Source organism: Streptomyces sp. NPDC048197, assembly GCF_043202395.1.
Classification (GTDB): domain Bacteria; phylum Actinomycetota; class Actinomycetes; order Streptomycetales; family Streptomycetaceae; genus Streptomyces; species Streptomyces siderophoricus.
Genome location: NZ_JBIDAJ010000043.1, coordinates 1 through 22823 on the forward strand (window position 1 = coordinate 1; position 22823 = coordinate 22823).

General features: G+C 73.0%; 27 protein-coding genes. 15 read left to right on the forward strand and 12 right to left on the reverse strand.

Going from position 1 to position 22823, the window contains the following annotated elements; genetic code table 11:
- Window positions 1-189: 189 nt before the first annotated feature.
- Complete coding sequence (locus ACGF4C_RS34490; RefSeq protein WP_393571838.1) at window positions 190-915, reverse strand: hypothetical protein; 726 nt, start codon at window positions 913-915, stop codon at window positions 190-192.
- Between the two features lie 209 nt (window positions 916-1124).
- Here ACGF4C_RS34490 and ACGF4C_RS34495 point away from each other — a divergent pair, with 209 nt between their 5' ends.
- The 5 genes from ACGF4C_RS34495 to amaP are packed head-to-tail and all read left to right on the forward strand — an operon-like array spanning window position 1125 to window position 3483.
- Window positions 1125-1583 carry an Asp23/Gls24 family envelope stress response protein gene (locus ACGF4C_RS34495; RefSeq protein ID WP_030411707.1) on the forward strand — a complete coding sequence of 153 codons (459 nt, stop codon included), beginning with the start codon at window positions 1125-1127 and terminating at the stop codon, window positions 1581-1583.
- 36 nt (window positions 1584-1619) lie between these two features.
- Window positions 1620-1817: a hypothetical protein gene (locus ACGF4C_RS34500; RefSeq protein WP_265363249.1), complete on the forward strand. Its 198-nt coding sequence runs from the start codon at window positions 1620-1622 to the stop codon at window positions 1815-1817.
- Between the two features lie 6 nt (window positions 1818-1823).
- Complete coding sequence (locus tag ACGF4C_RS34505) at window positions 1824-2216, forward strand: hypothetical protein (protein WP_393571841.1); 393 nt, start codon at window positions 1824-1826, stop codon at window positions 2214-2216.
- A complete protein-coding gene (locus ACGF4C_RS34510; protein WP_393571843.1) occupies window positions 2213-2872 on the forward strand; it encodes a DUF6286 domain-containing protein in 660 nt (219 codons plus the stop codon). Before ACGF4C_RS34505 ends, ACGF4C_RS34510 begins: the two co-directional genes overlap by 4 nt.
- A gap of 5 nt (window positions 2873-2877) precedes the next feature.
- The gene (amaP, locus tag ACGF4C_RS34515; RefSeq protein WP_393571926.1) at window positions 2878-3483 is read left to right on the forward strand and encodes an alkaline shock response membrane anchor protein AmaP; all 606 of its coding nucleotides are present in this window, start codon (window positions 2878-2880) and stop codon (window positions 3481-3483) included.
- A 35-nt stretch (window positions 3484-3518) separates the two neighbouring features.
- Here amaP and ACGF4C_RS34520 read toward each other — a convergent pair whose 3' ends face one another.
- From ACGF4C_RS34520 to ACGF4C_RS34545, 6 genes are all read right to left on the reverse strand, one after another.
- A complete protein-coding gene (locus tag ACGF4C_RS34520) occupies window positions 3519-4274 on the reverse strand; it encodes an SDR family oxidoreductase (RefSeq protein WP_393571845.1) in 756 nt (251 codons plus the stop codon).
- A 4-nt stretch (window positions 4275-4278) separates the two neighbouring features.
- Window positions 4279-6063, reverse strand: a complete 1785-nt coding sequence (locus ACGF4C_RS34525; protein ID WP_393571847.1) for a glycoside hydrolase family 15 protein — start codon at window positions 6061-6063, stop codon at window positions 4279-4281.
- 29 nt (window positions 6064-6092) lie between these two features.
- Complete coding sequence (locus ACGF4C_RS34530; protein WP_393571849.1) at window positions 6093-6959, reverse strand: SURF1 family protein; 867 nt, start codon at window positions 6957-6959, stop codon at window positions 6093-6095.
- A 70-nt stretch (window positions 6960-7029) separates the two neighbouring features.
- Window positions 7030-7263, reverse strand: a complete 234-nt coding sequence (locus ACGF4C_RS34535; protein ID WP_077192103.1) for a hypothetical protein — start codon at window positions 7261-7263, stop codon at window positions 7030-7032.
- Between the two features lie 63 nt (window positions 7264-7326).
- Window positions 7327-8382, reverse strand: coding sequence for a DEDDh family exonuclease (locus tag ACGF4C_RS34540; protein WP_393571851.1), 1056 nt, complete (start codon window positions 8380-8382; stop codon window positions 7327-7329).
- A 133-nt stretch (window positions 8383-8515) separates the two neighbouring features.
- Window positions 8516-9133, reverse strand: coding sequence for a helix-turn-helix domain-containing protein (locus ACGF4C_RS34545; protein WP_362143020.1), 618 nt, complete (start codon window positions 9131-9133; stop codon window positions 8516-8518).
- 127 nt (window positions 9134-9260) lie between these two features.
- Here ACGF4C_RS34545 and ACGF4C_RS34550 point away from each other — a divergent pair, with 127 nt between their 5' ends.
- From ACGF4C_RS34550 to ACGF4C_RS34565, 4 genes are read left to right on the forward strand one after another with little or no spacing between them, the layout of a single operon-like run.
- The gene (locus ACGF4C_RS34550; protein ID WP_030411696.1) at window positions 9261-10058 is read left to right on the forward strand and encodes an acetoacetate decarboxylase family protein; all 798 of its coding nucleotides are present in this window, start codon (window positions 9261-9263) and stop codon (window positions 10056-10058) included.
- The gene (locus ACGF4C_RS34555; protein ID WP_393571854.1) at window positions 10058-10942 is read left to right on the forward strand and encodes an SDR family NAD(P)-dependent oxidoreductase; all 885 of its coding nucleotides are present in this window, start codon (window positions 10058-10060) and stop codon (window positions 10940-10942) included. The genes ACGF4C_RS34550 and ACGF4C_RS34555 overlap by 1 nt, the downstream gene beginning before the upstream one ends.
- 10 nt (window positions 10943-10952) lie before the next feature.
- Window positions 10953-12236 (forward strand): amidohydrolase family protein, encoded by a 1284-nt coding sequence (locus ACGF4C_RS34560; protein ID WP_393571856.1) that lies wholly within the window; start codon window positions 10953-10955, stop codon window positions 12234-12236.
- Window positions 12237-12250: 14 nt separating this feature from the next.
- Complete coding sequence (locus ACGF4C_RS34565; RefSeq protein ID WP_393571928.1) at window positions 12251-13525, forward strand: amidohydrolase family protein; 1275 nt, start codon at window positions 12251-12253, stop codon at window positions 13523-13525.
- Window positions 13526-13727: 202 nt separating this feature from the next.
- Here ACGF4C_RS34565 and ACGF4C_RS34570 read toward each other — a convergent pair whose 3' ends face one another.
- Window positions 13728-14432 carry a Type 1 glutamine amidotransferase-like domain-containing protein gene (locus ACGF4C_RS34570; RefSeq protein ID WP_393571858.1) on the reverse strand — a complete coding sequence of 235 codons (705 nt, stop codon included), beginning with the start codon at window positions 14430-14432 and terminating at the stop codon, window positions 13728-13730.
- 100 nt (window positions 14433-14532) lie between these two features.
- On the opposite strand from ACGF4C_RS34570, the gene ACGF4C_RS34575 reads away from it, so the two are divergent.
- Window positions 14533-15441 (forward strand): sterol desaturase family protein, encoded by a 909-nt coding sequence (locus ACGF4C_RS34575; protein ID WP_393571860.1) that lies wholly within the window; start codon window positions 14533-14535, stop codon window positions 15439-15441.
- Window positions 15438-16145, forward strand: a complete 708-nt coding sequence (locus ACGF4C_RS34580; protein WP_393571862.1) for a lysoplasmalogenase — start codon at window positions 15438-15440, stop codon at window positions 16143-16145. Before ACGF4C_RS34575 ends, ACGF4C_RS34580 begins: the two co-directional genes overlap by 4 nt.
- A 47-nt stretch (window positions 16146-16192) precedes the next feature.
- Here ACGF4C_RS34580 and ACGF4C_RS34585 read toward each other — a convergent pair whose 3' ends face one another.
- Both ACGF4C_RS34585 and ACGF4C_RS34590 read right to left on the reverse strand, forming a co-directional pair.
- A complete protein-coding gene (locus tag ACGF4C_RS34585) occupies window positions 16193-17704 on the reverse strand; it encodes a S8 family serine peptidase (protein WP_393571864.1) in 1512 nt (503 codons plus the stop codon).
- Between the two features lie 199 nt (window positions 17705-17903).
- Complete coding sequence (locus ACGF4C_RS34590) at window positions 17904-18104, reverse strand: hypothetical protein (RefSeq protein ID WP_030411688.1); 201 nt, start codon at window positions 18102-18104, stop codon at window positions 17904-17906.
- 222 nt (window positions 18105-18326) lie between these two features.
- On the opposite strand from ACGF4C_RS34590, the gene ACGF4C_RS34595 reads away from it, so the two are divergent.
- From ACGF4C_RS34595 to moaA, 3 genes are all read left to right on the forward strand, one after another.
- Window positions 18327-18671: a DUF485 domain-containing protein gene (locus ACGF4C_RS34595; RefSeq protein ID WP_393571866.1), complete on the forward strand. Its 345-nt coding sequence runs from the start codon at window positions 18327-18329 to the stop codon at window positions 18669-18671.
- Complete coding sequence (locus ACGF4C_RS34600) at window positions 18668-20296, forward strand: cation acetate symporter (protein WP_030411686.1); 1629 nt, start codon at window positions 18668-18670, stop codon at window positions 20294-20296. Before ACGF4C_RS34595 ends, ACGF4C_RS34600 begins: the two co-directional genes overlap by 4 nt.
- 181 nt (window positions 20297-20477) lie before the next feature.
- A complete protein-coding gene (gene moaA, locus ACGF4C_RS34605) occupies window positions 20478-21467 on the forward strand; it encodes a GTP 3',8-cyclase MoaA (protein ID WP_393571868.1) in 990 nt (329 codons plus the stop codon).
- A gap of 22 nt (window positions 21468-21489) precedes the next feature.
- Here moaA and ACGF4C_RS34610 read toward each other — a convergent pair whose 3' ends face one another.
- Both ACGF4C_RS34610 and ACGF4C_RS34615 read right to left on the reverse strand, forming a co-directional pair.
- Window positions 21490-21726: a hypothetical protein gene (locus ACGF4C_RS34610; protein ID WP_393571870.1), complete on the reverse strand. Its 237-nt coding sequence runs from the start codon at window positions 21724-21726 to the stop codon at window positions 21490-21492.
- A 213-nt stretch (window positions 21727-21939) separates the two neighbouring features.
- On the reverse strand, window positions 21940-22314 hold the full coding sequence (locus ACGF4C_RS34615) for a DUF3099 domain-containing protein (protein WP_030411683.1): 375 nt from the start codon (window positions 22312-22314) through the stop codon (window positions 21940-21942).
- Between the two features lie 207 nt (window positions 22315-22521).
- On the opposite strand from ACGF4C_RS34615, the gene ACGF4C_RS34620 reads away from it, so the two are divergent.
- On the forward strand, window positions 22522-22800 hold the full coding sequence (locus ACGF4C_RS34620) for a GlsB/YeaQ/YmgE family stress response membrane protein (RefSeq protein ID WP_393571872.1): 279 nt from the start codon (window positions 22522-22524) through the stop codon (window positions 22798-22800).
- Window positions 22801-22823: the final 23 nt, after the last annotated feature.

Below are 22823 nucleotides of genomic sequence, written 5' to 3' on the forward strand. Positions count from 1 at the left end.
CGGACGAACTCCCACTCAGCATCGGATAGTTCATGGCGACGTATCACCCGACCATGGTCCACCACCCGAGATCATTTGAAGACACCCCCTAGCGCACCGAGGCCGACGCCTACCCCCTGACGTGGCCCGGCCGGCCGCCGTACGGCAGCCGGCCGGGCGGCGTGCGTCCGGGCGGCGGCCGTCGTCCGGTCAGTCCCGCTCCACCGCGGTGACCAGCACCGCGACCGTCTGCGGCGGGTCCGGCCGGGCCGCCACCGCCTGCCGTACCGCAACGGCGACGTCCAGCGGGCGGTAACCGGCCGCCACGGCCAGCTGGACCAGGACATGCCCGTCGGTGCGCCGTACCGCCCGGGTCCGGCCGCCGAGCACCGGTGCCAGCCGGGCCACCCCGGACACCGCCAGCGCCGCGGCGGCGATGCCCTCCGGGCCCTCCGGCACCGCCCCGGCCGGTTCGGCCGTCACGGGTGGCTTCTCCGGACGGACGGTGGTGAGCGCCGGCCCCGCCCGGCCCGCCCCGGCGTCCTCCAGCAGGCCGGTCACCCGCAGGTCCACCGCGGCCACCACCAGCCCCAGTCCCTGCACCGACGCCTCCAGCAGCGCCGCCCGCACCTCGTCGGCGACGGCGGGCAGCGGCCGGTCGGCGACCGCGGCGAACTCGGCGCCGATCCGCAGCGGGCCCGGCGGCAGCGCGCTCGGCGGCGCCGGCACCGCGGGGTCGGGGGCGTGCACCGGGTCGGCGACGGACAGCCGCAGGGTGCCGAGCCGCACCCCGGCCCGGGTGCCGAGCGCCGCCCGCAGCGCCCCGGCGGCGGCCTGCTCGGTGATCCAGGACCCGTTCGCGGGCCCGCCCAGCGGCAGCACCCGGCCGATCCTCAGCTGCTGCCGTACCGTCTGCGCCACCTGCTCAGCGGCCACCGTGTCACCCCTTTCGGTCCCCCGCCCCCAGCCTGCCGCAGACCGGCCCGCGCGGCAGGGCGGTGTGCCGTACGGCGTCGGGAGGAGCACTCCGCTGCCGCATCCCCCAAGCGCCCGGAGGCGCCCCCGCCTACTGTGGGAACGAAAACCTCCGAAAGCGGAGTAAATGCGGACAGAATCCCCTTCTTCCCGGAAAGGGACGTACGGTGATGACCGAGAGCCAGCAAGAGGACGGACCCAGGACGCCGGTCAAGCGCGGCGGCGGTGACCCCGCGACCCGTGGGCGGACCACCATCGCCGACGGCGTGGTGGAGAAGATCGCCGGCCTCGCGGCCCGGGACGTCGTCGGCGTGCACGCCATGGGCAGCGGCCTGGCCCGCACGCTCGGCGCGGTGCGCGAGCGGGTGCCCGGCGGCGGCCGGGCGGCGACCGCGAGCCGCGGGGTGAAGGCCGAGGTCGGCGAGGTGCAGACCGCGCTGGACCTGGAGATCGTGGTCGACTACGGCGTCGCCATCGCCGACGTCGCGCGCAGCGTCCGGGAGAACGTCATCGCCGCGGTGGAACGGATGACGGGCCTGGAGGTCGTCGAGGTCAACATCGCGGTCAGCGACGTCAAGCTCCCCGACGAATCGGACGAAGAAGAGGAAGCGGAGCCGCGGCTCCAGTGAGCGGGCCCGTCCGGAGTGGCAGCGAAGGAGCGCACGATGAGCATGGCCATGGCCGGTCTTCTGGCCGGAATGGCGCTGGGCTTCGCCGGATACTTCGGCGGCTTCGGCGCGTTCGTCCTGGTGGCGGCGCTGGGCGCGGTCGGGTTCGTGGCGGGCCGGATCCTCGACGGGGACGTGGAGGCCCGCGAGTTCTTCCGCGCACGCACCGGCGACCGCGACGAACGGCGGCGGTGAGCCGGGGTGGCGACGGCGTCCCCGCCCACCGCTGCCGCTGACGTACCGGCGGGCGAGCGGGGCGCGACACGGATCGCGGACCGGGTGGTGGCGAAGATCGCCGCCCGCGCCGCCCGCGAGGCACTGCGCGCGAAGTCCCCGCACGACCACACTGACGCGCACGCCACGGTGAGCGTCCACCGGCGCGAGGACCTCGCGCATTTCGGCGAGGCGCGGGTACGGATCGCGGTGGAGCTGGGCTACCCCTCGGACATCGGGGCGCAGTGCAGGGTGGTGCGCCGACGAGTGACCGAGCGCGTGGGGGAGTTGGCGAACATGACGGTTCCCGAGGTCGCGGTGGAGGTCGAGCGACTGCACTCCCCGCTGCTGGAGGGCAGGGGCCGGGAGAGGGTGCGATGAGCGACGACGACGCGGAGCCGGCGGAGACCCGGCGGCTGCCCACCCTGGAGAAACAGGCCGGCGGATCGCCCCGTTCCGCCGCCGGTGCCACCGCCACCGGCGCCGCCGGCGACGGCCGCACCGGCCGCTTCTGGTCGTCCCGCCGGGTGCCGGCCGCCCTCGTCGCGGCGGTGCTGCTGGCCGCCGCGGGACTGCTGCTCTACGACGTGGCCGCGGTGCGCGCGCAGCGCCCCGCGATGGCCTGGCGCCGGCGGCTGGCCGGCGAACTGGCCACCCGACACCTCGACAACACCTGGGTGCTGGCCGCCGCGGCGCTGGCCGCGGCGGTGGGCCTCTGGCTGATCGTGCTCGCCGTCACCCCCGGTCTGCGCCGGATGCTGCCGATGCGGCCGGTGGCCCCGGACGTCCGGGCCGGCCTCGACCGCCCGGCCGCCGCGCTGGTGCTGCGCGACCGCGCCATGGAGGTCGCCGGTGTGCAGTCCGTCCGGATGACCGTCGGCCGGCACAAGGCCACGGCGCGGGCGGTCTCCCACTTCCGCGAGCTCGACGAGGTCCGCGCCGACCTCGGCACCGCGCTCGGCGCCGGCCTCGACCAGCTGGGCCTGGCCCACCGGATGCGGCTGACCGTGCACGTCCGCCGTCCGAAGAAGGGGTGAGCGCGATGCGCCGGACCCGCAGAAAGGCCAACCGGGTGCTGCTCGGCCTGACCGGCGTGGTGCTGTTCTGCGCCGGGGCACTGGTGCTGCTGGGCGGGCTGGACCTGCCCGCGACCTGGCACCTCGGGCTGCCGGCCGGCTGGCCCTGGTCCCGCCCCGGCGACGTCCTGCTCCCCGCGCGGCAGCGCACCCGCTGGACGGACCAGGGCTGGTGGTGGCCGGTGGTGATCGCCGCGCTGGCCGTCCTCGTGCTGCTCCTGCTGTGGTGGCTGCTGGCGCAGTTCCGGCGCCACCGGCTCGGCGAGATCCTCGTCGACAGCGGCGACGGCGAGGGCGCGGAACTGCGCGGGCGGGCGCTGGAGGCGGTGCTCACCGCCGAGACGGAGGCCCTGGACGGCGTCGACCGGGCCGCCGTACGGCTCACCGGCCGCCGCACCGAACCCCGGGTCCGGGCGGTCCTCGCGCTCGCCCCGCACGCCGACCCCGGCCATGTCCTCGGCCGGCTGTCCGGCGAGGCGATGACGCACGCCCGGCGCTCGGCGGGGCTCGACCGGCTGCCGGCCGAGGTCCGGCTGCGCGAGGTCAAGCACCGCCCCGAACGCGTCACTTGAGGGCGGGGCGGGCCGCCGCCCGCCCCGCGGCCCCCTCAGAAGCCGTGCCGGGCCCCGCCGTCGACCGGCACCATCACTCCGGTCATGTACGACGCGGCCGGTGACAGCAGGAACGCCGCGACCCGGCCGAACTCCGCGGGCGTGCCGTACCGGCCCAGTGGGATCGCCGCGGAATTACGGGCCCGGCTGCCCTCCGGGTCGCCGGAGAGCGCGTCGAGCTGGGTCATCCGGTCGGTGGCGATCCGGCCGGGCAGCACCCCGAGGACCCGGATGCCGCGCGGCCCCACCTCATTGGCGAGCGACTTCGCAAAACCGGCCAGACCGGGCCGCAGTCCGTTGGAGACGGTCAGGCCGGTGATCGGCTCGTGCACCGAACCGGACAGCACGAAGCCGATCACGCCGCCCTCGTCCAGCTCGGCGGCGGCCGTCCGGGCCAGCCGCACCGCGCCGAGGAAGACCGATTCGAACGCCGCCTGCCACTGCTCGTCGGTGTTGTCCGCGGCCGTCCCCGGCGGCGGACCGCCCACGCTGATCAGCACGCCGTCCAGCCGGCCGAAGCGCTCGCGGGCGGCCGCCACCAGGCGGGCCGGGGTGTCCGCGGCGGCGTTGTCGGCAGCCACACCCAGGGCACGTTCGCCCAGCGAGGCGGCGGCCTTGGCGGCGCTCTCCTCGGTGCGGCCGCTGATCACGACGTTCGCGCCGTCGTCGACGAGGGCACGGGCGGTGGCGAAACCCAGGCCACGGGTCGCCCCGGTGACGAGGTACGTCCGGTCGGTGAGTCCAAGATCCATGGCCCTAGTCTGCCTCCGACCCGTCCAGCAGTCCGAAGGCGGTCCCCACCAGCCCGATGTGGCTGAACGCCTGCGGGCAGTTCCCGAGCTGGCGGCCGGCGGCCGGGTCGTACTCCTCCGCGAGCAGCCCCACGTCGTTGCGGAGCGACAGCAGCCGCTCGAAGAGCTGCGCCGCCTCGTCCCGCCGGCCGCTCATCCGCAGCGCGTCGGCGAGCCAGAACGAGCAGACCAGGAAGGTGCCCTCACCGCCCGGCAGCCCGTCGACCGAGCCCCCGTCGGTGGTGTACCGGCGCACCAGGCCCTCGTGCGTCAGCTCCCGGCGCACCGCCTCGATGGTGCCCCGCACCCGCGGGTCGTCACCGGGCAGGAACCCCACCCGGGGGATCAGCAGGGTCGCCGCGTCCAGGTCCCGGGACTCGTAGGACTGGGTGAAGGTGCCGCGCTCGTCGTCGTAGCCCCGCTCGCACACCTCCCGGTGGACCTCGTCCCGCATGGCCCGCCAGCGGTCGAGCTCGCCGCCCAGCTTCGGGTTCGCCTCCAGGGCCTTGACCGCCCGGTCGGCCGCGACCCACGCCATGACCTTGGAGTGCACGAAGTGCCGGCGCGGCCCGCGGATCTCCCACAGCCCCTCGTCGGGGTCGCGCCAGTTGGACTCCAGGTACTCCATCAGCGACCGCTGGATGCTCCAGGCGTGCGGTTCGGCCGGCAGCCCGGCGGTGCGGGCGAGATGGAAGGAGTCCAGCACCTCCCCGTAGACGTCCAGCTGGCGCTGGTCGACGGCGCCGTTGCCGATCCGCACCGGCGCGGAGTCGCAGTATCCGGCCAGCCACGGCACCTCGTACTCCGGCAGCCGTCGCTCACCGGCCAGCCCGTACATGATCTGCAGGTCGTCCGGGGCGCCGGCCACCGCCCGCAGCAGCCAGTCCCGCCAGGCGCTTGCCTCGTCCAGATACCCGGCGGACAGCAGGGAGTTCAGGGTAAGGCTGGCGTCGCGCAGCCAGCAGTAGCGGTAGTCCCAGTTGCGCACCCCGCCGAGCTCCTCGGGCAGCGAGGTGGTGGGCGCGGCGACGATGCCGCCGGTGGGCGCGTAGGTGAGGGCCTTGAGGGTGATCAGCGAGCGGACCACCGCCTCGCGGTACGGCCCGTCGTAGCGGCACCGCGCCGACCAGGCCTGCCAGTCCTCCAGCGTGTCCTCCAGCGCGCCGAACGGCTCGATCTGATCCGGCCGCGGCTCGTGCGAGGGGTGCCAGGTCAGGACAAACGCGGTGCGCTCGCCCTCGGCGACGGTGAAGTCCGAGCGGGTGCTGAAGTCCTTGCCGTAGGTGTGGCCCTGCTCCGGGGTGCGCAGCCATACGGAGTCCGGTCCGGCGATCGCGACCCGGCAGCCCTCGGCGGCCCGCACCCAGGGCACCACCCGCCCGTAGTCGAACCGCAGCCGCAGCACCCCGCGCATCTCGACCCGGCCCTGGAGCCCCTCCACGACCCGTACGACATCGGGCTGGACGTCGCGCTGCGGCATGAAGTCGGTGACCTTCACGCGGCCGGTCGGGGTCTCCCAGACCGTGTCGAGGATCAGTGACTCGCCGCGGTACGAGCGGTGGGCGCGGGCCTCGGGTGATCGCGGCGCCAGCCGCCAGTGGCCGTTGTCCTTGCTGCCGAGGAGGGCCGCGAAGCAGGCGGGTGAGTCGAAGCGGGGCAGGCACAGCCAGTCGATCGAACCGTCGCGGCCGACGAGCGCGGCGGTCTGCAGGTCCCCGATGAGCGCGTAGTCCTCGATATGTGGGTGCACGCAGCTCGCCTTCCCGCGGTGCGGGCGCCCTACTCGGTGCTGACGGCTGACCGGGCTACGTCGTCGGAACCGCCGTTTTCCCGCCCCGTTTCGGCGACTTCAGGCGCATTGTCTGCTTCATCCGCACCCGCTGCGGCCTCCTCGGCCGCCTTCGCCCGGTCGCGGCGCTCCCGGCGCACCAGCACCACCCAGCCGACCGGAACCGCCGCCGCGAACAGCCACCACTGGATGGCATACGCCATGTGCGGGCCGATGGAGTCGTGGTCCGGCTCGGGGACCATCTCCGGTGTGCCGCCCGGCGCCTTGGGCCCGGTCTGCTCGATGTAGCCGCCGAGCATCGGCCGGCCGGTCCGCTTCGCCTGCTCCTTGCTGTTGATCAGCATGACCTGGCGGGGCGGCAGGCCCCTGGTGTCCTTGATGCCGCTGACCGCGGTGGTCTCGTCGGCCATCATCCGGCCGGTGACGGTGACCGTGCCCTTGGGGGCGGGCGGGACGTCGGGGAACTTGGTGAGGTCGTCGCCCGCCGAGATCCAGCCGCGGTTGACCAGTACGTCGTCGCCGTTGCCGAGGGTCAGCGGGGTGAGGACGTAGTAGCCGATGGACTGTTCGTCGGCGGCGGTGCGCTGCCGGACCACGACCTCGTGCGCGGTGTCGTAGCGGCCGGTGGCGGTCACCGGGCGCCACATGTCGCGGTGCGGCAGGTCCCGTCCAGGGGCGGCCAGGCCGGTCACCGGGACCGGCTTCGCGGCCAGGCTGGACGCGATGAGCTGGTTCTGCGCCACCTTGTGCTCATGGCGGTGCAGCTGCCAGAAGCCCAGCTTGATCATGACGGGGATCAGCACGAGACCCACGAGGGTGAGGATCACCCACTGCCGGGACAACAGGAAGCGGTACACGGCTTCGACGGTACCTGGGGCGGTCCGGCCGCCCGGCGCCGGGTCCGGGGCGCCGGCCGCCGCCCCGCCCTCACACCCGGTCGACGATGCCCACCCGCCCGTCCGACCGGGCGCAGTGCGCCCCGCAGTACCACTTGCCGTCGGCCTCGACGCCCTGGCCGATGATCTGGACCCGGCAGTGCTCACAGATGGGCGCCATGCGGTGGATGGCGCAGGAGAAACAGTCGAAGACATGCACCGCGCCCTGCGCGTGCACCTCGAACGTCATTCCGTAGTCGTTTCCGCAGACCTCACAACGTGCCATGCGCCACAGCGTGCGGGCGGGGCCGGTGCGGGGCGAGGCGCCGGGGGGCGTGTTGGGCGGGCTTCACCCGGACGCAGGCGCGGACCCGGCCGGCGCGACGTCCTGCAGCAGCTGCATGAACGCCGCCTCGTCGATCACGACCGTGCCGTACGCGGCGGCCTTGACGGTCTTGGAGGTGCGGGCGTCCGGGTCGTTGGTGACCAGCAGGCTGGTCACCCGGGACATGCTCGTGGCGACGTGCAGTCCGGCCTCGATCGCCCGGTCCTCCAGCAGCTCCCGGTCCACCGAGGTGTCGCCGGAGAAGGCGACCCGCATCCCCTGGACGAGCCGGCCGCCCTCGACGTAGCGGCCCGGATTGGGGTACGGGCAGGCCGGCCGCTTACGGGACGGCCGCCAGGTGGACGGTCGGTAGGCCGACGCGGCGGCGGTCCGGCGGGGCGCGGGGCTGTCCGACCACTCCGTGAGCGGCTGGCAGCTCAGCAGCGGCAGCCGGAGGTTCTCCCGGGCGGCCCGCCGCAAACTGGGACGAAACGCCTCGGCCAACACCCGGGCGTCATCGAGCGCGTGGTGGGCGCGCTCCTGGACGACGCCGTAATGGGCGGCCAGCGACTCCAGTTTGTGGTTGGGCAGCGGCAGTCCGAGCTCCTTCGACAGCGCGATCGTGCACAGCCGCTGGCTCACCGGGGCGACCGCGGCGGCCCGGGCGTACTCACGGGCGATCATCGACCAGTCGAACATGGCGTTGTGCGCCACCAGCACCCGGCCGTCGAGCCGCCTCGACAGCTCCGGGACGACGTCCGGGAAGAGCGGGGCGTCGGCCAGCACCGCGCTGGTGAGCCCGTGGATCCACACCGGGCCCGGGTCACGCTGCGGGTTGACGAGGGTGTACCAGCGGTCCTGGACCTCGCCGGTCGCGTCGAGTTGGTACACGGCCGCGGAGATGATCCGGTCGTCCCGCGCCAGGCCCGTCGTCTCCACGTCGACCACCGCATACCCCTCGGGGTACCCGGACGGCCAGGGAGCCGGCGGCGTGGGCGGCGTCGGCGGCGCGGGCGGTCCCGGCTGCTGCCCGATCTTCGGCGCGATCGGGTCGGCTGCTGCCATGCGGTCTTCGAGCATGGTCCCTGAGGATACGGGCCCCCACCGACACCGGCCGAACCCGGACCGCCGCCACAACCCGCCCGGACGGTTCGCATTCCGGCAAATCCGGCCCACCGCCGCGCGTTTGACGCCCTTGTGTGCCGATGCCCCCTCAGTCCGGCAGCAGGGACGCCACCAGTGCCTCCAGCGCGACCGTGAACAGCCGCTCGGGGTCGGCCGGTGCGGCCAGGGCACGGGCCAGCGCCGGATCGTGTCCCGCGGTGGGGGAGTCCCACAGCTCGCCCTCACTGGGGTGCTGCGCGGGCGACCGCTCGCGGGCCCGCTCGACCAGCACGAAGCCGACGACCTGGAACTGCACCGCGCGCACCGCCTCGGCGGCCGGCCGCCCGCGCAGCCCGGCGGCGTGCAGCTCGTGGACCAGCGCCTGCTGGGCGGGCAGGAACATCCGCTCCGTCAGGCCGCGTTCGTGCACCATCGCGATCAGCTGCGGCCGTTCGCGCAGCGCCGCGTACAGCGCCCGGGCGACCGAGACGACCCGGGCGCGCGGGGTGCGTCCGGTGGGCCGGATCTCGCCCATCTCCCGGACGGTGCGCTCGACCAGCGCGTCCAGCAGGGACTCGCGGTTGCCGACGTGCCAGTAGATGGAGGTGACGGCGGTGCCCAGCTCCGTGGCGAGCCGGCGCATGGTCAGGGCGGCCGGGCCGTGCTCCCGCACCAGGCGGGCGGCGGCCGCCAGCACCTCTTCCCCGGTCAGCGCGGTACGTGTCATGGCCCCCACCTGTCCCGTCAACTCCCGTGCCCGAAAGGCTCTTTACCCTTCGCTCCGTACGGTGTAACAGTGTTACAGGCGCCGATGGAACCCCCGGAAGGTCACGACCTGTGAAGGGCGGTACGACATGGCACGCATACGCTACGGAGCCCGCACCGAGGCGGAGATCGCCGCGGCGCGCGCCACCGGCTCCCGGCTCCCCGACATCTGGTCCACCGGTGTGGTGGCGCTCTGGGAGAGCGATCCGGACGCGGTCGCGGCGGTGCTGCCGCCGCCGCTGAAACCCTCCGGACGGCCGCTGGTCCGGGCCACCGTCAGCACCGTTACGCTGCCCGGCTATCCGCTCGGCGCCGGCTCGGTCGCGGTCGCCGCCGAGCACGACGGCGTGGCGGGCTGGTATCCGCTCGTCATGCCGATGACCCACGAGCGGGCCCTGACCGGCGGCCGGGAGGTCTTCGGGGAGCCGAAGAAGCTCGGCGAGGTGACCGTCGAGCGCGACGGGCTGACCGTACGCGCCGCGCTGGCCCGGCACGGCATCGCCTTCGTGGAGGTGCGCGGCGCGGTGAGCGGCGGTCTGCCGGTCCCCGAGCCGTCGGAGCGGACGGATTTCTACTTCAAGTTCCTGCCCGCGGTGGACGGTTCGGGCTTCGACGGGGACCCGGTACTCGTGCACTGCGTGCGGCGGGAGAAACACCGCACCCTGGAGCGGGTCACCGGCGACGTCGTCCTGCGGGAGTCGATGTACGACCCGGTCGCCGACCTCCCCGTCCGCACCCTCGTCGGGATCACCCTGGGCGAGAAGAGCAGCGACCAGCGGGGAAAGGTCGTCGCGCGGGTGGACCCCGAGGCCCTGCTGCCCTACGTCCACCAGCGGTACGACGACCCGCAGCAGATCCTCGACGGACCGCCCGAGGGGAGCGTCTGATGGAGCTGCGGGCGGGACAGGTCGCGGTCGTCACCGGCGCCGCGAGCGGCATCGGCCTCGCGCTGGCGCGGCGCTTCGCCGCCGAGGGGCTCAAGGTGGTCCTCGCGGACGTCGAGGAGGCACCGCTGCGCGCCGCCGCGGACGCGCTGACGGCCGACGGCGCGGAGGTCCTCGCCCGCACCGTCGACGTCGGGGTGCGCGACGAGGTGCGGGCCCTCGCCGACGCGGCGTACGACGCCTTCGGCGCGGTCCATGTGCTGTGCAACAACGCGGGCGTCGGCTCCGGCGCCGAGGGCCGCATGTGGGAACACGAGGTCAACGACTGGAAGTGGGCCTTCGCGGTCAACGTGTGGGGCGTCTTCCACGGCATCCAGGCGTTCGTGCCCCGCATGCTCGCGGGCGGCGCCCCGGGCCGCGTCGTCAACACCTCCTCCACCGACGGCGGTATCGCCCCGCTGCCCACCGCGTCCGTCTACGCCGTCACCAAGGCCGCCGTGGTGACGATGACCGAATCGCTCCACGCCCACCTGACGGCGGAGGGCGCGCCCGTCGGGGCGTCGGTACTGTTCCCCGGCCCGCACATGCTGCGCACCGGTCTGTGGGAGTCGCACCGCAACCGGCCCGCGCGGTACGCCAAGGAGAAGCCCCGCCGGACGCCCTACCGCAGCCTCGGCCAATGGGAGGCCGCGATGAAGGAGGCCGGGCAGGAGATCGCGTTCACCCCGGTCGAGGAGGTCGCCGGGACCGTGGTGGACGGGATCCGGGCGGACCGGTTCTGGATGCTGCCGTCCGGCGAGCACACCGACCGGCAGATCAGGGCCCGGGCGCGGTCGATGCTGGACCGGTCCGCCCCGTCGTACCTCGAACGCTTCATCCTGGACTGAGGGGTGTGTGATGACCGACCAGGACCCGTACCTGATCATCTCCTCCGACTGCCACGCCGGGCTGCCCACCGAGGAGTACCGGCCCTATCTGGAGCGCCGCTTCCACCGGGCCTTCGAGGAGTTCCTCGCGGAGCGTGGCGCCCGCCGGGAGGAGGCCACCCGGCTCGGCATCCGCAACGACGCGTTCGCCGCCCGGTGGTTCGCCGACAACGAGGAGGGCCTGCGCGGCGGCTGGGACCCCGCGCAGCGCCTCAAGGAGCTCGACGGCGACGGCGTCGCGGCGGAGGTCGTCTTCCCGGACGCGGACGCGGTGGACAGCCGGACCGCCGCGCCCTTCGGCGTGGGGCTCGGGCTCTCCGGCGACCAGGACCCCGAACTCGGCATGGCGGGGGCCCGGGCCCACAACCGCTGGCTCGCCGAGTTCGTCTCCGCGCACCCCGAACGGCACTGCGGCGTCGCCCTGTTGCCCGTGACGGCGGACCCCGGCGAGGTCGTCGCGGAGATCCACCGCGCCAAGGAGTCCGGACTCGGGGCCCTGATGATCCCGTCCATGTGGGCCGACAAGGCGCCCTACCACGACCGGCGTTACGACCCCGTATGGGCGGCCGCCGCCGAATGCGCGATGCCGGTGGTCACCCACTCCGGTGCCGCGCCCCGCCACGAATACGGCGACCACCTGGGCATCTACGTCTCCGAGGTGACCTGGTGGCCGGCCCGGCCGCTGTGGTTCCTGCTCTGGTCCGGCGTCTTCGAACGCCACCCCGGCCTGAAGTTCGGCGTCGCGGAGTCGGGCTGCTGGTGGCTGCCGAACCTGCTGTGGTTCATGGACCGCCTCTACCTGGGCGCGCACGGCGGCAAGAAACTGTCCCCCTTCGCCGAGTTGAAGCGGGCACCGCACGAATACCTCGACCGCCAGGTGTTCGTCTGCGCCACCAACACCAAGCGCCGCGAACTCGCCCAGCGCTACGAGATCGGCGTCGACAACATCCTCTGGGGCAGCGACTTCCCGCACCCCGAGGGCACCTGGCCGGACACCCGGCGGTGGCTGCGCGACACCTTCCACGACATCCCGGTCGCCGAGACCCGCCGGATGCTCGGCCTGGCCGCGGCCGAGGTCTTCGGCTTCGACCCGGAGGCGCTCGCCCCGCTGGCCCGCCGTATCGGCCCGACGCCCGCCGAACTCGGCCAGCCCGGCGACCAGCCGGCGGTCGAGGCGGCCTGGGCCCGCTCCCGCGCCGTGGGCCGCCACTGGCTCACCGGCCACGACTTCCCCGTACTGGGAACGGAGTGCTGACGATGACCGCACCGATGAGGACCACCACGACGACGACCGGGACGCCGCCCGGGACGCCGACCGAGGAGCGCTACACCGTCATCTCCGCCGACTGCCACGCCGGCGCCGACCTGCTCGACTACAAGCCGTATCTGGAGTCCCGCCACCACGACGCCTTCGACGCCTGGGCGGCGACCTACGTCAATCCGCACGAGGACCTGCTCGCCGACACCGCCGACCGCAACTGGAACTCCGCCCGCCGGCTCGCCGAACTGGAGGCCGACGGCATCGTCGCCGAGGTCGTCTTCCCCAACACCATCCCGCCGTTCTTCCCCAGCGCCTCCCTCATGGCGCCGCCGCCCACCGGTACGGAGTTCGAGCTGCGCTGGGCCGGGCTGCGGGCCCACAACCGCTGGCTGGCCGACTTCTGCGCGGACGCCCCGGGCCGCCGGGCCGGCGTCGCCCAGATCCTCCTCAACGACGTCGAGCTGGCCGTACAGGAGGTCCGCCGCACCAAGGAGGCGGGGCTCACCGGCGGCATCATGCTCCCCGGCACCCCGCCCGGCTCCGGCCTTCCCGAACTCCACTCCGCGGCCTACGACCCCCTCTGGGCGGTCTGCGACGAGCTGCAGGTCCCGGTCAACCACCACGGCGGCTCCGCCTCCCCGCCGCTCGGCGACGAACCGGCCGCCCGCGCGGTCTTCATGGTCGAAACGACCTGGTTCTCGCACCGCGCCCTGTGGCACCTGATCTTCGGCGGCGCCTTCCGCCGCCACCCCGGCCTCCGGCTGGTCCTGACGGAACAGGGCTCGGGCTGGATCCCCGGCGTCCTGGACATGCTGGACTACTACCACGGCCGGCTGGTCGCGGCCGCGTCCCGCAACGCCACCACAGCGGAGTCCCGGTTCGGCGCGGGCCTGGCCGCCACCATGGCCGGCACCCCGGCCGCCGTCTGGCGCGACCACTGCTTCGTCGGCGCCAGCTTCATGCGCCCGCACGAGGTCCCGCTGCGCCACCGCATCGGCCTCGACAAGATCATGTGGGGCAGCGACTACCCGCACGACGAGGGCACCCACCCCCACTCCCGCGAGGCCCTCCGCCTCGCCTTCGCGGACCTGCCCCCCGACGAGACCGCCGCCCTGCTCGCCACCAACGCCGCCCGCGTCTACGGCTTCGACCTCGCCCACCTGGCCCCCATAGCCGCCCGCGTAGGCCCCACCCACACCGAACTCACCCACCCCCTGGACAAGATCCCCCCGAACGCCACCAGCCCGGCCTTCGCCCCGGGCGGCTCGGTACGGGTGTGGTGAGGGGTCGGGGCGGTTGCCGGCCCCCGCCCCGAAGGGGGCCCGTGCTCGCGCCCAGGCCCTCGCCGTATCGCGCCGGCTGGCACAGGACGGCGCGATCGACCTCGACCTGCTGAGGGACAAGAGCAACTACCGTCCCCGGCCGGGGCGGTGAGCGCGGTCCGCCACCGCGCCCCACCCCGGCCGGGGGCCGCCCGCCCCGCCGTCACCCGCCCAGCAGCCGCGCCTCCTCCGGCACCTCGTGCACCGTGCCGCCCGGTCCGCGGCTCACCCGGCGCAGGGTGGCGCCGGGGGTGCGGGTCACCACGTCCACCAGGCGGCCGGCGGAGAACAGGCCCGCTGCGCCGTCGTCGACCGCCCAACCTGCCGGCAGCGCACCGCTCTTGACCGCCTCGCGGTAGCCGGGACGGCGCAAGGGCTCGGTGTCGTAGTGCGGGCACAGGCTGCCCGGCAGCAGGCCCAGGCCGTCGGCGAGCGGGGCCGGCGGGCCGAACGAGTCGGAGAAGGCGCTCTCGAACCAGCAGCAGGCGCCCGCACTGATGCCGCACAGCAGGACACCGGCCGCGTACGCCTCGCGCAGCACCGCGTCCAGGCCGTGCAGCCGCCAGACGGCGAGCATGTTGGCGGTGTTGCCGCCGCCGACATAGACGACGTCCTGCGCGAGGACGAACGCCCGCAGATCGGTCGCGGTCCGGCGGAACAGCTCCAGGTGGCCGGTCTCGCAGTCCCGTCCGGCGAACGCCGTGTGGAACTTCTCGACGTAGCCGGGGGCGTCCCCGCTGGCGGTGGGCAGGAAGCAGATCTTCGGGCGCGGCCGCCCGGTGGCGGCCAGTACGAAGTCGTCGAGCAGGGTGTCGGGGTCGTCGGAGAACCCGCCGCCCAGGATGGCGAGGGTGGGTGCGGTCGTCATCGGGCCTCACAGTGATCATCGGCAGCTGACATCACGTCTCACATACTTCTGAGTAACAACCCCTAGCGGCACCCCCGTCCACGCCTTTATGGTGCGGGGCATGCCGCACCTGCCCGATGTCGTGTTGTGGTCCGTACCGGCCTTCGTCCTGCTCACCGTGGTGGAGATGGTGAGCTACCGCCTGCATCCCGACGAGGACGCGGCGGGCTATGAAGTCAAGGACGCGGCCACCAGCGTCGGCATGGGGCTGGGGAGCCTGGTCTTCGACGCGCTGTGGAAGATACCCATCGTGGCGATCTACGCCGCGATCTACGAACTCACCCCGCTCCGCATCCCCGTGCTGTGGTGGACGCTGCTGCTGATGCTGCTCGCCCAGGACTTCTTCTACTACTGGTCGCACCGCGGCCACCACGTCATCCGGGTCCTGTGGGCCTGCCACGTGGTGCACCACTCCAGCAAGAAGTTCAACCTCACCACCGCCCTGCGCCAGCCCTGGACGACCTGGACCGTCTGGCCGTTCTACGTGCCGATGGTCGCGCTCGGCGTGCATCCGGCCGTGGTCGCCTTCACCTCCGGCGCCAACCTCGTCTACCAGTTCTGGGTGCACACCGAACGCGTCGGCAAGCTGCCCCGCCCCTTCGAGTTCGTCCTCAACACCCCCTCCCACCACCGCGTCCACCACGCCTCGCAAGGCGGCTATCTGGACCGCAACTACGGCGGGATCCTGATCATCTGGGACCGGATGTTCGGCTCGTTCGTCGCCGAGACCGACCGGCCCGTCTACGGCCTGACCAAGAACATCGACACCTACAACCCGCTGCGGGTCGCCACCCATGAGTACGCCGCCATCGCCCGCGACGTACGGGCCGCGGACAGCTGGTCCGAGCGGGCCGGGCGGATCTTCCGCGGCCCGGGCTGGCAGCCGGCCGCCAAGCGGGCCGGGGCAGATCCCGCCCCCGCCCCGGCCCCCACCTCTGCCGCCACCTCCGTCGAGGAGACCGTCGCGTGACGCCCCGTCGGCCGGGGGCCGTCCGGCCCCTGCTGGCCGCGTTCGCCGTGCTCGCCGTCGTCCACCTCGCAGCGCTGCTCGCCGGCGCCACCCTCGTCGACCACCTCACCAAACCCGCCCTGATGCCGGTGCTCGCCGCGTACGTCCTCGCCCGCGGCGGCCCCGTATTGCTCGCCGGGGCGCTGCTGTTCGGCTGTGGCGGCGACACCTTCCTCCAGATCGGCGGGCACGGCGGGGGCGTGGTCTTCCTGGTGGGAATGGGCTCGTTCGCCGCCGGGCACGTCTGCTACCTGCTGCTGTGCGGGCGCCACGGCTCCCCGCCGGGCGGCCGGGCCCGTACCGGGGCGCTCGCGGGCGGCTACGCCCTCGCGCTGGTCGGCACCGTCGCCCTGCTGTGGCCGGGCCTCCCGGCCGACCTGCGGATCCCGGTCGCCGGATACAGCCTGCTGCTCACCGCGATGGGCTTCGGCGCGCTGCGGGCGGGACCGTGGGCGGCGGCCGGCGGACTGCTCTTCCTGCTCTCCGACACCCTGATCGCGTCCGGTATCGCCCACTGGCCGCAGCTGCCGCTCCCCCAGTTCTGGATCATGCTCACCTATACGGCGGCGCAGTTCGCCCTGGCCGAGGGCGTGCTCCGGGCGGCCGGGGACCGGCAAGGGGCCGGGCGCCGAAGCACCCGGCCCCCGCAGACGGTCACCGCCTGAGCCGCTTCCCGGCCGCGTCTTCCCGGCGGCCGGTCAAGCCGTCCTGGTTACTTCTTCACCGCGTCGAGCGCGTCGACGATCCCGTAACCGAAGTGGCTGTTGATGTGCTGCGTGCCGGTGCAGGTGGTGTCACCCGTGGGGCAGCCGGGGTTGTCCGCCTGCTCCTTGAGGAGCCACTGGATCTCCTGCGGGCTGGACTTCGGGTGGGCGCTCTTCAGGAGCGCCGCGACGCCCGCCACGTGCGGGGTGGCCATGGACGTACCCGCCAGGTAGGCCCAGTCGCCGCCCGGCATGGTGGAGAGGATGTTGCCGTTCTTGGCCGGCAGGTCGGGCACCTGCTTCGAGTCGCCGCCCGGCGCGGCCACGTCGATCTGGCCCAGGCCGTAGTTCGAGTAGCCGGACTTGAGCTTGTGCACACCGGTCGCCGCCACCGTCACCGTGCCCGGCAGCTGGGTGGGCACGTCCCAGCAGGTCTTCGGGTTGATGGTGCGCTCCACGGGCGTGGAGTCGTTCGGGCTGGAGGCGTCGGGCAGATTCGGGGCCGCCAGATCGAGGTCGGAGTTGCCCGCCGCGGCGACGTTGAGCACGCCCTTGCGCTGCGCGTAGCTCGCCGCCCGGCCGACCGCGTCAACGATGGCCGCCTGGTCGGCGTCATCCTTGCAGTTGAACATCCACGGGTCGACGTAATAGCTGTTGTTGGTGACCGCCACGCCGTGGTCGGCCGCGAAGACGAAGGCGCACACCACGCTCTCGGCGTAGAACAGGCTCGTCTCCGGCTCGCTGACCTTGATGGCGGAGACCTTCACGCCAGGGGCGACACCGGCCACCCCGACGCCGTTGCGGGCCGCGGCGATCGTGCCGGCCACATGCGTGCCGTGGTAGTCGCTGGCCGGGTCCCAGGGCCGCCAGGCCCCCTTGGACGTATCGGCCACCCCGCCCACGCAGTTGGCGGACTGCTTGGCGGAGAAGTTGGGCTTCAGGTCCGGGTGGGTGTCGTCCACACCGGTGTCGATGACGGCGACGGTGACCTTCCGGCTGCCGGGGTTCACCTTCGCGGCCCGGTCGGCCTTGATGGCGGGGAGGTCCCACTGCAGCGGTTCGAGCGGCTCCTCGCCCTTCGCCTTCGCGGTCCGGCCGGCCGCCGCGAGCTGCGACCTGGACAGGTCCACCTTCTGCGGCTTGCCGACGTCGGTGGTGCCCGACGCCTTCAGCGGCGCGGTACGCGTCGCACCCGCCGACGCCACACCCGGCACGGCGCGCATGGAGGCGGCGAACTGCGGATTCGCCGAGTGGACGACGATCACGCCTATGTTCTCGTGGGCGACGATCACCTTCCCGCCGGCCCGGGCTATCGCCTTCTCGACCTTGCCGACCGCCGCACGGCCGGGCGTGGTGTTGACGACGTACGACAGCAGCGGGCCGTCGGCCGAAGCCGCGGCGGCCGGGGCGTCCTGCGGCGCGGCGGTGGCCGCGGGGGAGAGGAAGCCGAGGGACGCCGTCAGAGCCAGCCCGAGCGGTACGGCCAGCGCCCGCATGCGTCTGGATCGGGGATGAGCCATGGGTACTCCACATCATCCGTGAGACCGCCCGTGCGCGGGTTTGCGCACGGGCGGGTGCAATGAGACGTGAAGTTATCGGCGATCACTCGGGTGCAGCAATGGAATCCGAAGAAAAAACCGGGCGAAAACCGTACGACGGCCGAAGCGGTACGGCCTTGCCGGAAACGGCGGTTGACGTTCCGTCACGTCCGGCGGGCGCTCAGTCCGTGCGGCGCAGGGTGGTGATGCTCAGCGGCGGCAGCGGGATCCGCCGGCCGTACCAGCGGCGCACGGCGGGGGCCGCACCCGGCCGGGGCTCCGAGGGGGCGGTGACGAGCGGCGCCGGCAGCCGGACGCTGCCGTAAGGGCGCCGACGGGGAGTGGAGGGCTGCGGGGCCTGCTGGGGCGGCGGCGGGTTCACACCGGGCTCAACGAAGCGCCCCGCGCGCGGTGGCGGGCGGTGCGGCCATCCGCCGCATTTTTCCCCGGGGTTTCCCGCAACGGCCCCCTGTCGGATCGGGTGCCACCGCTCTACGATGCGTGATCCACGTCACTTACGTGAGCTTTATCGTCGGCCTGGGCCGACCCACGCGCCGCCGCCGGACCGGCCCGGAACACCCGCCCCCTCGCGTCAGGAGATTCCGTGAGCGCCGCACCCACCATCGACCCGGGGACGCACGAACCGCCCGACTACCAACAGGTGCAGTCGAGCGCGGAATTCGACGAACTCCGCCGCGCCCACCGCTCGTTCGCCTTCCCGCTCACCGTCGCCTTCGTCCTCTGGTACCTGGTGTACGTCGTGCTGTCGAGCTACGCCGGCGGCTTCATGGCCACCAAGGTCGCCGGCCACCTCAACGTCGCCTTCGTCCTCGGCCTGGCCCAGTTCGTCACCACCTTCCTCATCGCCTGGTGGTATTCCCGGCACGCCGCCCGCAGGCTCGACCCCAGGGCCGAAGCCATCAAGTCCCGTCTGGAGGGCGGCGCATGAGCCCCCACCAGCACCTGTCCGCCGTCCCGCTCGCGGCCGGCGGCGCGGGCGAGCACCGCCCCCTGATCATCGGCCTCTTCGCCGTCTTCGTCGCCGCCACCCTCGGCCTCACCGTCTGGGCCGGCCGGCAGACCAAGGGCACGGAGGACTTCTACGCCGGCGGCCGCCAGTTCAGCGGCTTCCAGAACGGCCTGGCCATCTCCGGCGACTACATGTCCGCCGCGTCCTTCCTGGGCATCGCCGGCGCCATCGCCCTCTTCGGCTACGACGGCTTCCTCTACTCCATCGGCTTCCTCGTCGCCTGGCTCGTCGCGCTGCTCCTGGTGGCCGAACCGCTGCGCAACTCCGGCCGGTTCACCATGGGCGACGTCCTCGCCTACCGGATGCGCCAGCGCCCGGTCCGCACCGCCGCGGGCACCTCGACCATCGTCGTCTCGATCTTCTACCTGCTCGCCCAGATGGCGGGCGCCGGGGCGCTGGTCACCCTGCTGCTGGGCATCACCAGTGAGGCCGGCAAGGTCCTGGTCGTCGTCCTCGTCGGCATCGTCATGATCCTCTACGTCACCATCGGCGGCATGAAGGGCACCACCTGGGTCCAGATGATCAAGGCGGTACTGCTGATCGCCGGGACCCTGCTGATCACGTTCCTGGTGGCGCTGAAGTTCCACTTCAACATCTCGTCGCTGCTCGGCGCCGCTGCGGAGAACAGCCACAAGGGCGCCGCCTTCCTGGAGCCCGGCCTCAAATACGGCGCGACCGCGACCTCGAAGATCGACTTCATCTCGCTGGGCCTGGCGCTCGTCCTGGGCACCGCCGGCCTGCCGCACATCCTCATCCGCTTCTACACCGTCCCCACCGCCAAGGCCGCCCGGAAATCCGTGAACTGGGCGATCGGCATCATCGGCGTCTTCTACCTGATGACCATCGCGCTCGGTTTCGGCGCCGCGGCCCTCATCAAGCCCGCGGACATCGAGAAGCCGGGCAACACCGCCGCCCCGCAGCTCGCCGAGGTCATCGGCGGTGGCGCCGGCTCCACCGGCGGCGCCGTCCTGCTCGCCCTCATCTCCGCGGTCGCCTTCGCCACCATCCTCGCCGTGGTCGCCGGCCTCACCCTCGCCTCCTCCTCGTCCTTCGCCCACGACATCTACGTCAACGTCCTCCGCAAGGGCGAGGCCACCGAGAAGGAGGAGGTCGGCGCGGCCCGCTGGGCGACCGTCGGGATCGGCGCGGTCGCCATCGTCCTGGGCGTCTTCGCCCGCGGGCTGAACGTCGCCGGCCTGGTGGCACTGGCCTTCGCGGTCGCCGCCTCCGCCAACCTCCCGACGCTCCTGTACAGCCTGTTCTGGAAGCGCTTCACCACCCAGGGCGCGCTGTGGTCCATCTACGGCGGCCTGGCCTCCTCCGTCCTGCTGGTGCTCTTCTCGCCCGTCGTCTCCGGCAAGGAGACCTCGATGTTCCCCGGCGCGCACTTCGCTGTCTTCCCGCTGGAGAACCCCGGCCTGATCTCCATCCCGCTGGGCTTCCTGCTCGGCTGGCTGGGCTCGCTGCTCTCCAAGGAGGAGCCGGACGCCCGGAAGTACGCCGAACTGGAGGTCCGCTCCCTGACCGGCACCGGAGCGCACTGAGCGCCCCTGAGGCATCCGCACAGGACCCGGGCGGGGCGGCGTCGTAGAGATCTACGACGCCGCCCCGCCCACCTCGTGCTTCTCATCTCTGCCCACTGTCGGACCCATCGCGTAGGCTCGAAGACGTACTGATCCACCAGCGGACGGCGTACCGGTCCGTGACTCTCGGGGAGGGGGCCCTGTGCTCATCGACACCTACGGCCGCGTGGCCACCGACCTGCGGGTTTCGCTCACCGACCGGTGCAATCTGCGATGTACGTACTGCATGCCGGAAGAGGGCCTGCAGTGGCTCGCCAAGCCGGACCTGCTCACCGACGACGAGATCGTCCGGCTGATCACGATCGCCGTGCGCGACCTGGGCATCGAAGAGGTCCGCTTCACCGGCGGTGAGCCCCTGCTCCGCCCCGGCCTGGTCGGCATCGTCGAGCGGGTCGCCGCCCTCACCCCGCGCCCCCAGATGTCGCTGACCACCAACGGCATCGGCCTGCAGCGCACCGCCCGGGCCCTGCGCGACGCCGGCCTGGACCGCGTCAACGTCTCCCTGGACACCCTCCGTCCCGACGTCTTCACGGCCCTCACCCGCCGCAAGCGGCACGACGACGTCCTCCGCGGCCTGGAAGCGGCCCGCGAGGCCGGCCTCACCCCGGTGAAGGTCAACACCGTCCTGATGCCCGGGCTCAACGACGACGAGGCCCCCGACCTGCTCGCCTGGGCCATCGCCCAGGACTACGAGCTCCGCTTCATCGAGCAGATGCCGCTCGACGCCCAGCACGGCTGGAAGCGTGACGGCATGATCACCGCCGGTGACATCCTCACCTCGCTGCGCACCCGCTTCGAGCTCACCCCCGAGGGCCAGGAGGCCCGCGGCGCCGCACCCGCCGAGCGCTGGCTCGTCGACGGCGGACCGCACCGCGTCGGCGTCATCGCCTCCGTCACCCGCCCGTTCTGCCGCGCCTGCGACCGCGCCCGGCTCACCGCCGACGGCCAGGTCCGGACCTGCCTGTTCGCCACCGAGGAGACCGACCTGCGCGGCGCGCTGCGCTCCGGAGCACCGGACGACGAGATCGCCCGCATATGGAAGCTGGCGATGTGGGGCAAGAAGGCGGGCTCCGGCCTGGACGACCCGTCCTTCCTCCAGCCCGACCGCCCGATGTCCGCGATCGGCGGCTGATCCGGCAGAAGCACCCCGGCCGTCAGCGCCCGCCCGCCGACGCCTCCCACTCCGCAAGCGCCACCACGTCCTTGAGGAACCCGCGCACGCCGAGGAACTGCGACAGATGCTCCCGGTGCTCCTCGCACGCCAGCCAGGTCTTGCGGCGGTCCGGAGTGTGCAGCTTCGGGTTGTTCCACGCCAGCACCCACACGGCGTCGGCCCGGCAGCCCTTGGCCGAGCAGATGGTGGGGTTCTCGGCGGAGTTCGGGGAGTTCACGCCTCAACCCTACGTCCGCCCGCGGCGGCCACCCGACCGGCCTGCGGACATGACGACGCCGGGCAGCCACGGGGGGAGCCGCCCGGCGTCGGTCCGTCGCTCCGACGGGGGATGCGGAGCGCGTACGCAGTATGTCACGGGGAATGGTGCGCGGTGCACCGGAACTCCATGATTGATCTGAGCTTTTCTTGAGCTTTGCAGACCGGTAGGCGATCAGCCGAGGTCGGAGTCGGGCGCCGACGCGCCCGCCGCCGGCCGGTCCGGAACGGAATCCGCCGTACCGTCCGTCGGCCCCGGCGTCAGCATCGGCCGGCTCGGCCCCGCCACGAACGTCTTCGGCAGTGAAGGGACGTTCTCCCGGCCCGCGTTGGCGATCACCACCGCGATGTACGGCAGCGCCATGCCCAGCACCAGCGTGGCGATGGCCACCGGCCGCTCGATGTTCCACAACACGACGGTCAGCAGCACCGCCACGGTCCGCACGCCCATCGAGATCACATACCGGCGCTGCCGACCGCGCACATCCTCGGTCAGCCCCTGCCGGGCCCCGGTGATCCGGAAGGTCTGGCCGCTGCTCTGCTTCCGCACCACGATTTCCACCACCTGCTCGGTTCCGCCGGAATTCACCCCGGTTTCCGGTCGGATTCCACGGTACGCCCAGGCTGCGCCGCATTCGAGACCGGGTCCCGCCCACCCGGCCGGGCTCCGGCGTGCGCGGCGGCCGGGGCGGGGCGACACTGGCGGGGCGACCCGCACGTGCGACCTCATGTGCACCGCGCCGTCAGAGGAGGCGACATGACGTGGTTGTGGGCCATCATCGTGGGCCTGGTGCTGGGCCTCATCGCCAAGGCCATCATCCCGGGCAAACAGCAGATCCCGCTGTGGCTGACCATCATCTTCGGCATGCTGGGCAGCGTCCTCGGCAACTGGGCGGCCACCGGCCTCGGAGTCAACGAGACCAAGGGCATCGACTGGGTCCGCCACCTGCTGCAACTGGCGGGCGCGGTCATCATCGTCGCCATCGGCGACCGGTTGTGGGTCTCCCTGCGCGGCCATCGCAAACACGCGACCTGAGAGCAACAGCAGAAACACCGGGG

What these genes read in the sequence shown, in the direction of transcription:
- ACGF4C_RS34495 (WP_030411707.1), top strand. Translation starts at nt 1,125, where the DNA reads ATGACCGAGAGCCAGCAAGAGGACGGACCCAGGACGCCGGTCAAGCGC.
- ACGF4C_RS34500 (WP_265363249.1), top strand. Translation starts at nt 1,620, where the DNA reads ATGAGCATGGCCATGGCCGGTCTTCTGGCCGGAATGGCGCTGGGCTTC.
- ACGF4C_RS34510 (WP_393571843.1), top strand. Translation starts at nt 2,213, where the DNA reads ATGAGCGACGACGACGCGGAGCCGGCGGAGACCCGGCGGCTGCCCACC.
- amaP (WP_393571926.1), top strand. Translation starts at nt 2,878, where the DNA reads ATGCGCCGGACCCGCAGAAAGGCCAACCGGGTGCTGCTCGGCCTGACC.
- ACGF4C_RS34520 (WP_393571845.1), bottom strand. Translation starts at nt 4,274, where the DNA reads ATGGATCTTGGACTCACCGACCGGACGTACCTCGTCACCGGGGCGACC.
- ACGF4C_RS34535 (WP_077192103.1), bottom strand. Translation starts at nt 7,263, where the DNA reads ATGGCACGTTGTGAGGTCTGCGGAAACGACTACGGAATGACGTTCGAG.
- ACGF4C_RS34540 (WP_393571851.1), bottom strand. Translation starts at nt 8,382, where the DNA reads ATGCTCGAAGACCGCATGGCAGCAGCCGACCCGATCGCGCCGAAGATC.
- ACGF4C_RS34545 (WP_362143020.1), bottom strand. Translation starts at nt 9,133, where the DNA reads ATGACACGTACCGCGCTGACCGGGGAAGAGGTGCTGGCGGCCGCCGCC.
- ACGF4C_RS34550 (WP_030411696.1), top strand. Translation starts at nt 9,261, where the DNA reads ATGGCACGCATACGCTACGGAGCCCGCACCGAGGCGGAGATCGCCGCG.
- ACGF4C_RS34555 (WP_393571854.1), top strand. Translation starts at nt 10,058, where the DNA reads ATGGAGCTGCGGGCGGGACAGGTCGCGGTCGTCACCGGCGCCGCGAGC.
- ACGF4C_RS34560 (WP_393571856.1), top strand. Translation starts at nt 10,953, where the DNA reads ATGACCGACCAGGACCCGTACCTGATCATCTCCTCCGACTGCCACGCC.
- ACGF4C_RS34565 (WP_393571928.1), top strand. Translation starts at nt 12,251, where the DNA reads ATGAGGACCACCACGACGACGACCGGGACGCCGCCCGGGACGCCGACC.
- ACGF4C_RS34570 (WP_393571858.1), bottom strand. Translation starts at nt 14,432, where the DNA reads ATGACGACCGCACCCACCCTCGCCATCCTGGGCGGCGGGTTCTCCGAC.
- ACGF4C_RS34575 (WP_393571860.1), top strand. Translation starts at nt 14,533, where the DNA reads ATGCCGCACCTGCCCGATGTCGTGTTGTGGTCCGTACCGGCCTTCGTC.
- ACGF4C_RS34585 (WP_393571864.1), bottom strand. Translation starts at nt 17,704, where the DNA reads ATGGCTCATCCCCGATCCAGACGCATGCGGGCGCTGGCCGTACCGCTC.
- ACGF4C_RS34600 (WP_030411686.1), top strand. Translation starts at nt 18,668, where the DNA reads ATGAGCCCCCACCAGCACCTGTCCGCCGTCCCGCTCGCGGCCGGCGGC.
- ACGF4C_RS34620 (WP_393571872.1), top strand. Translation starts at nt 22,522, where the DNA reads ATGACGTGGTTGTGGGCCATCATCGTGGGCCTGGTGCTGGGCCTCATC.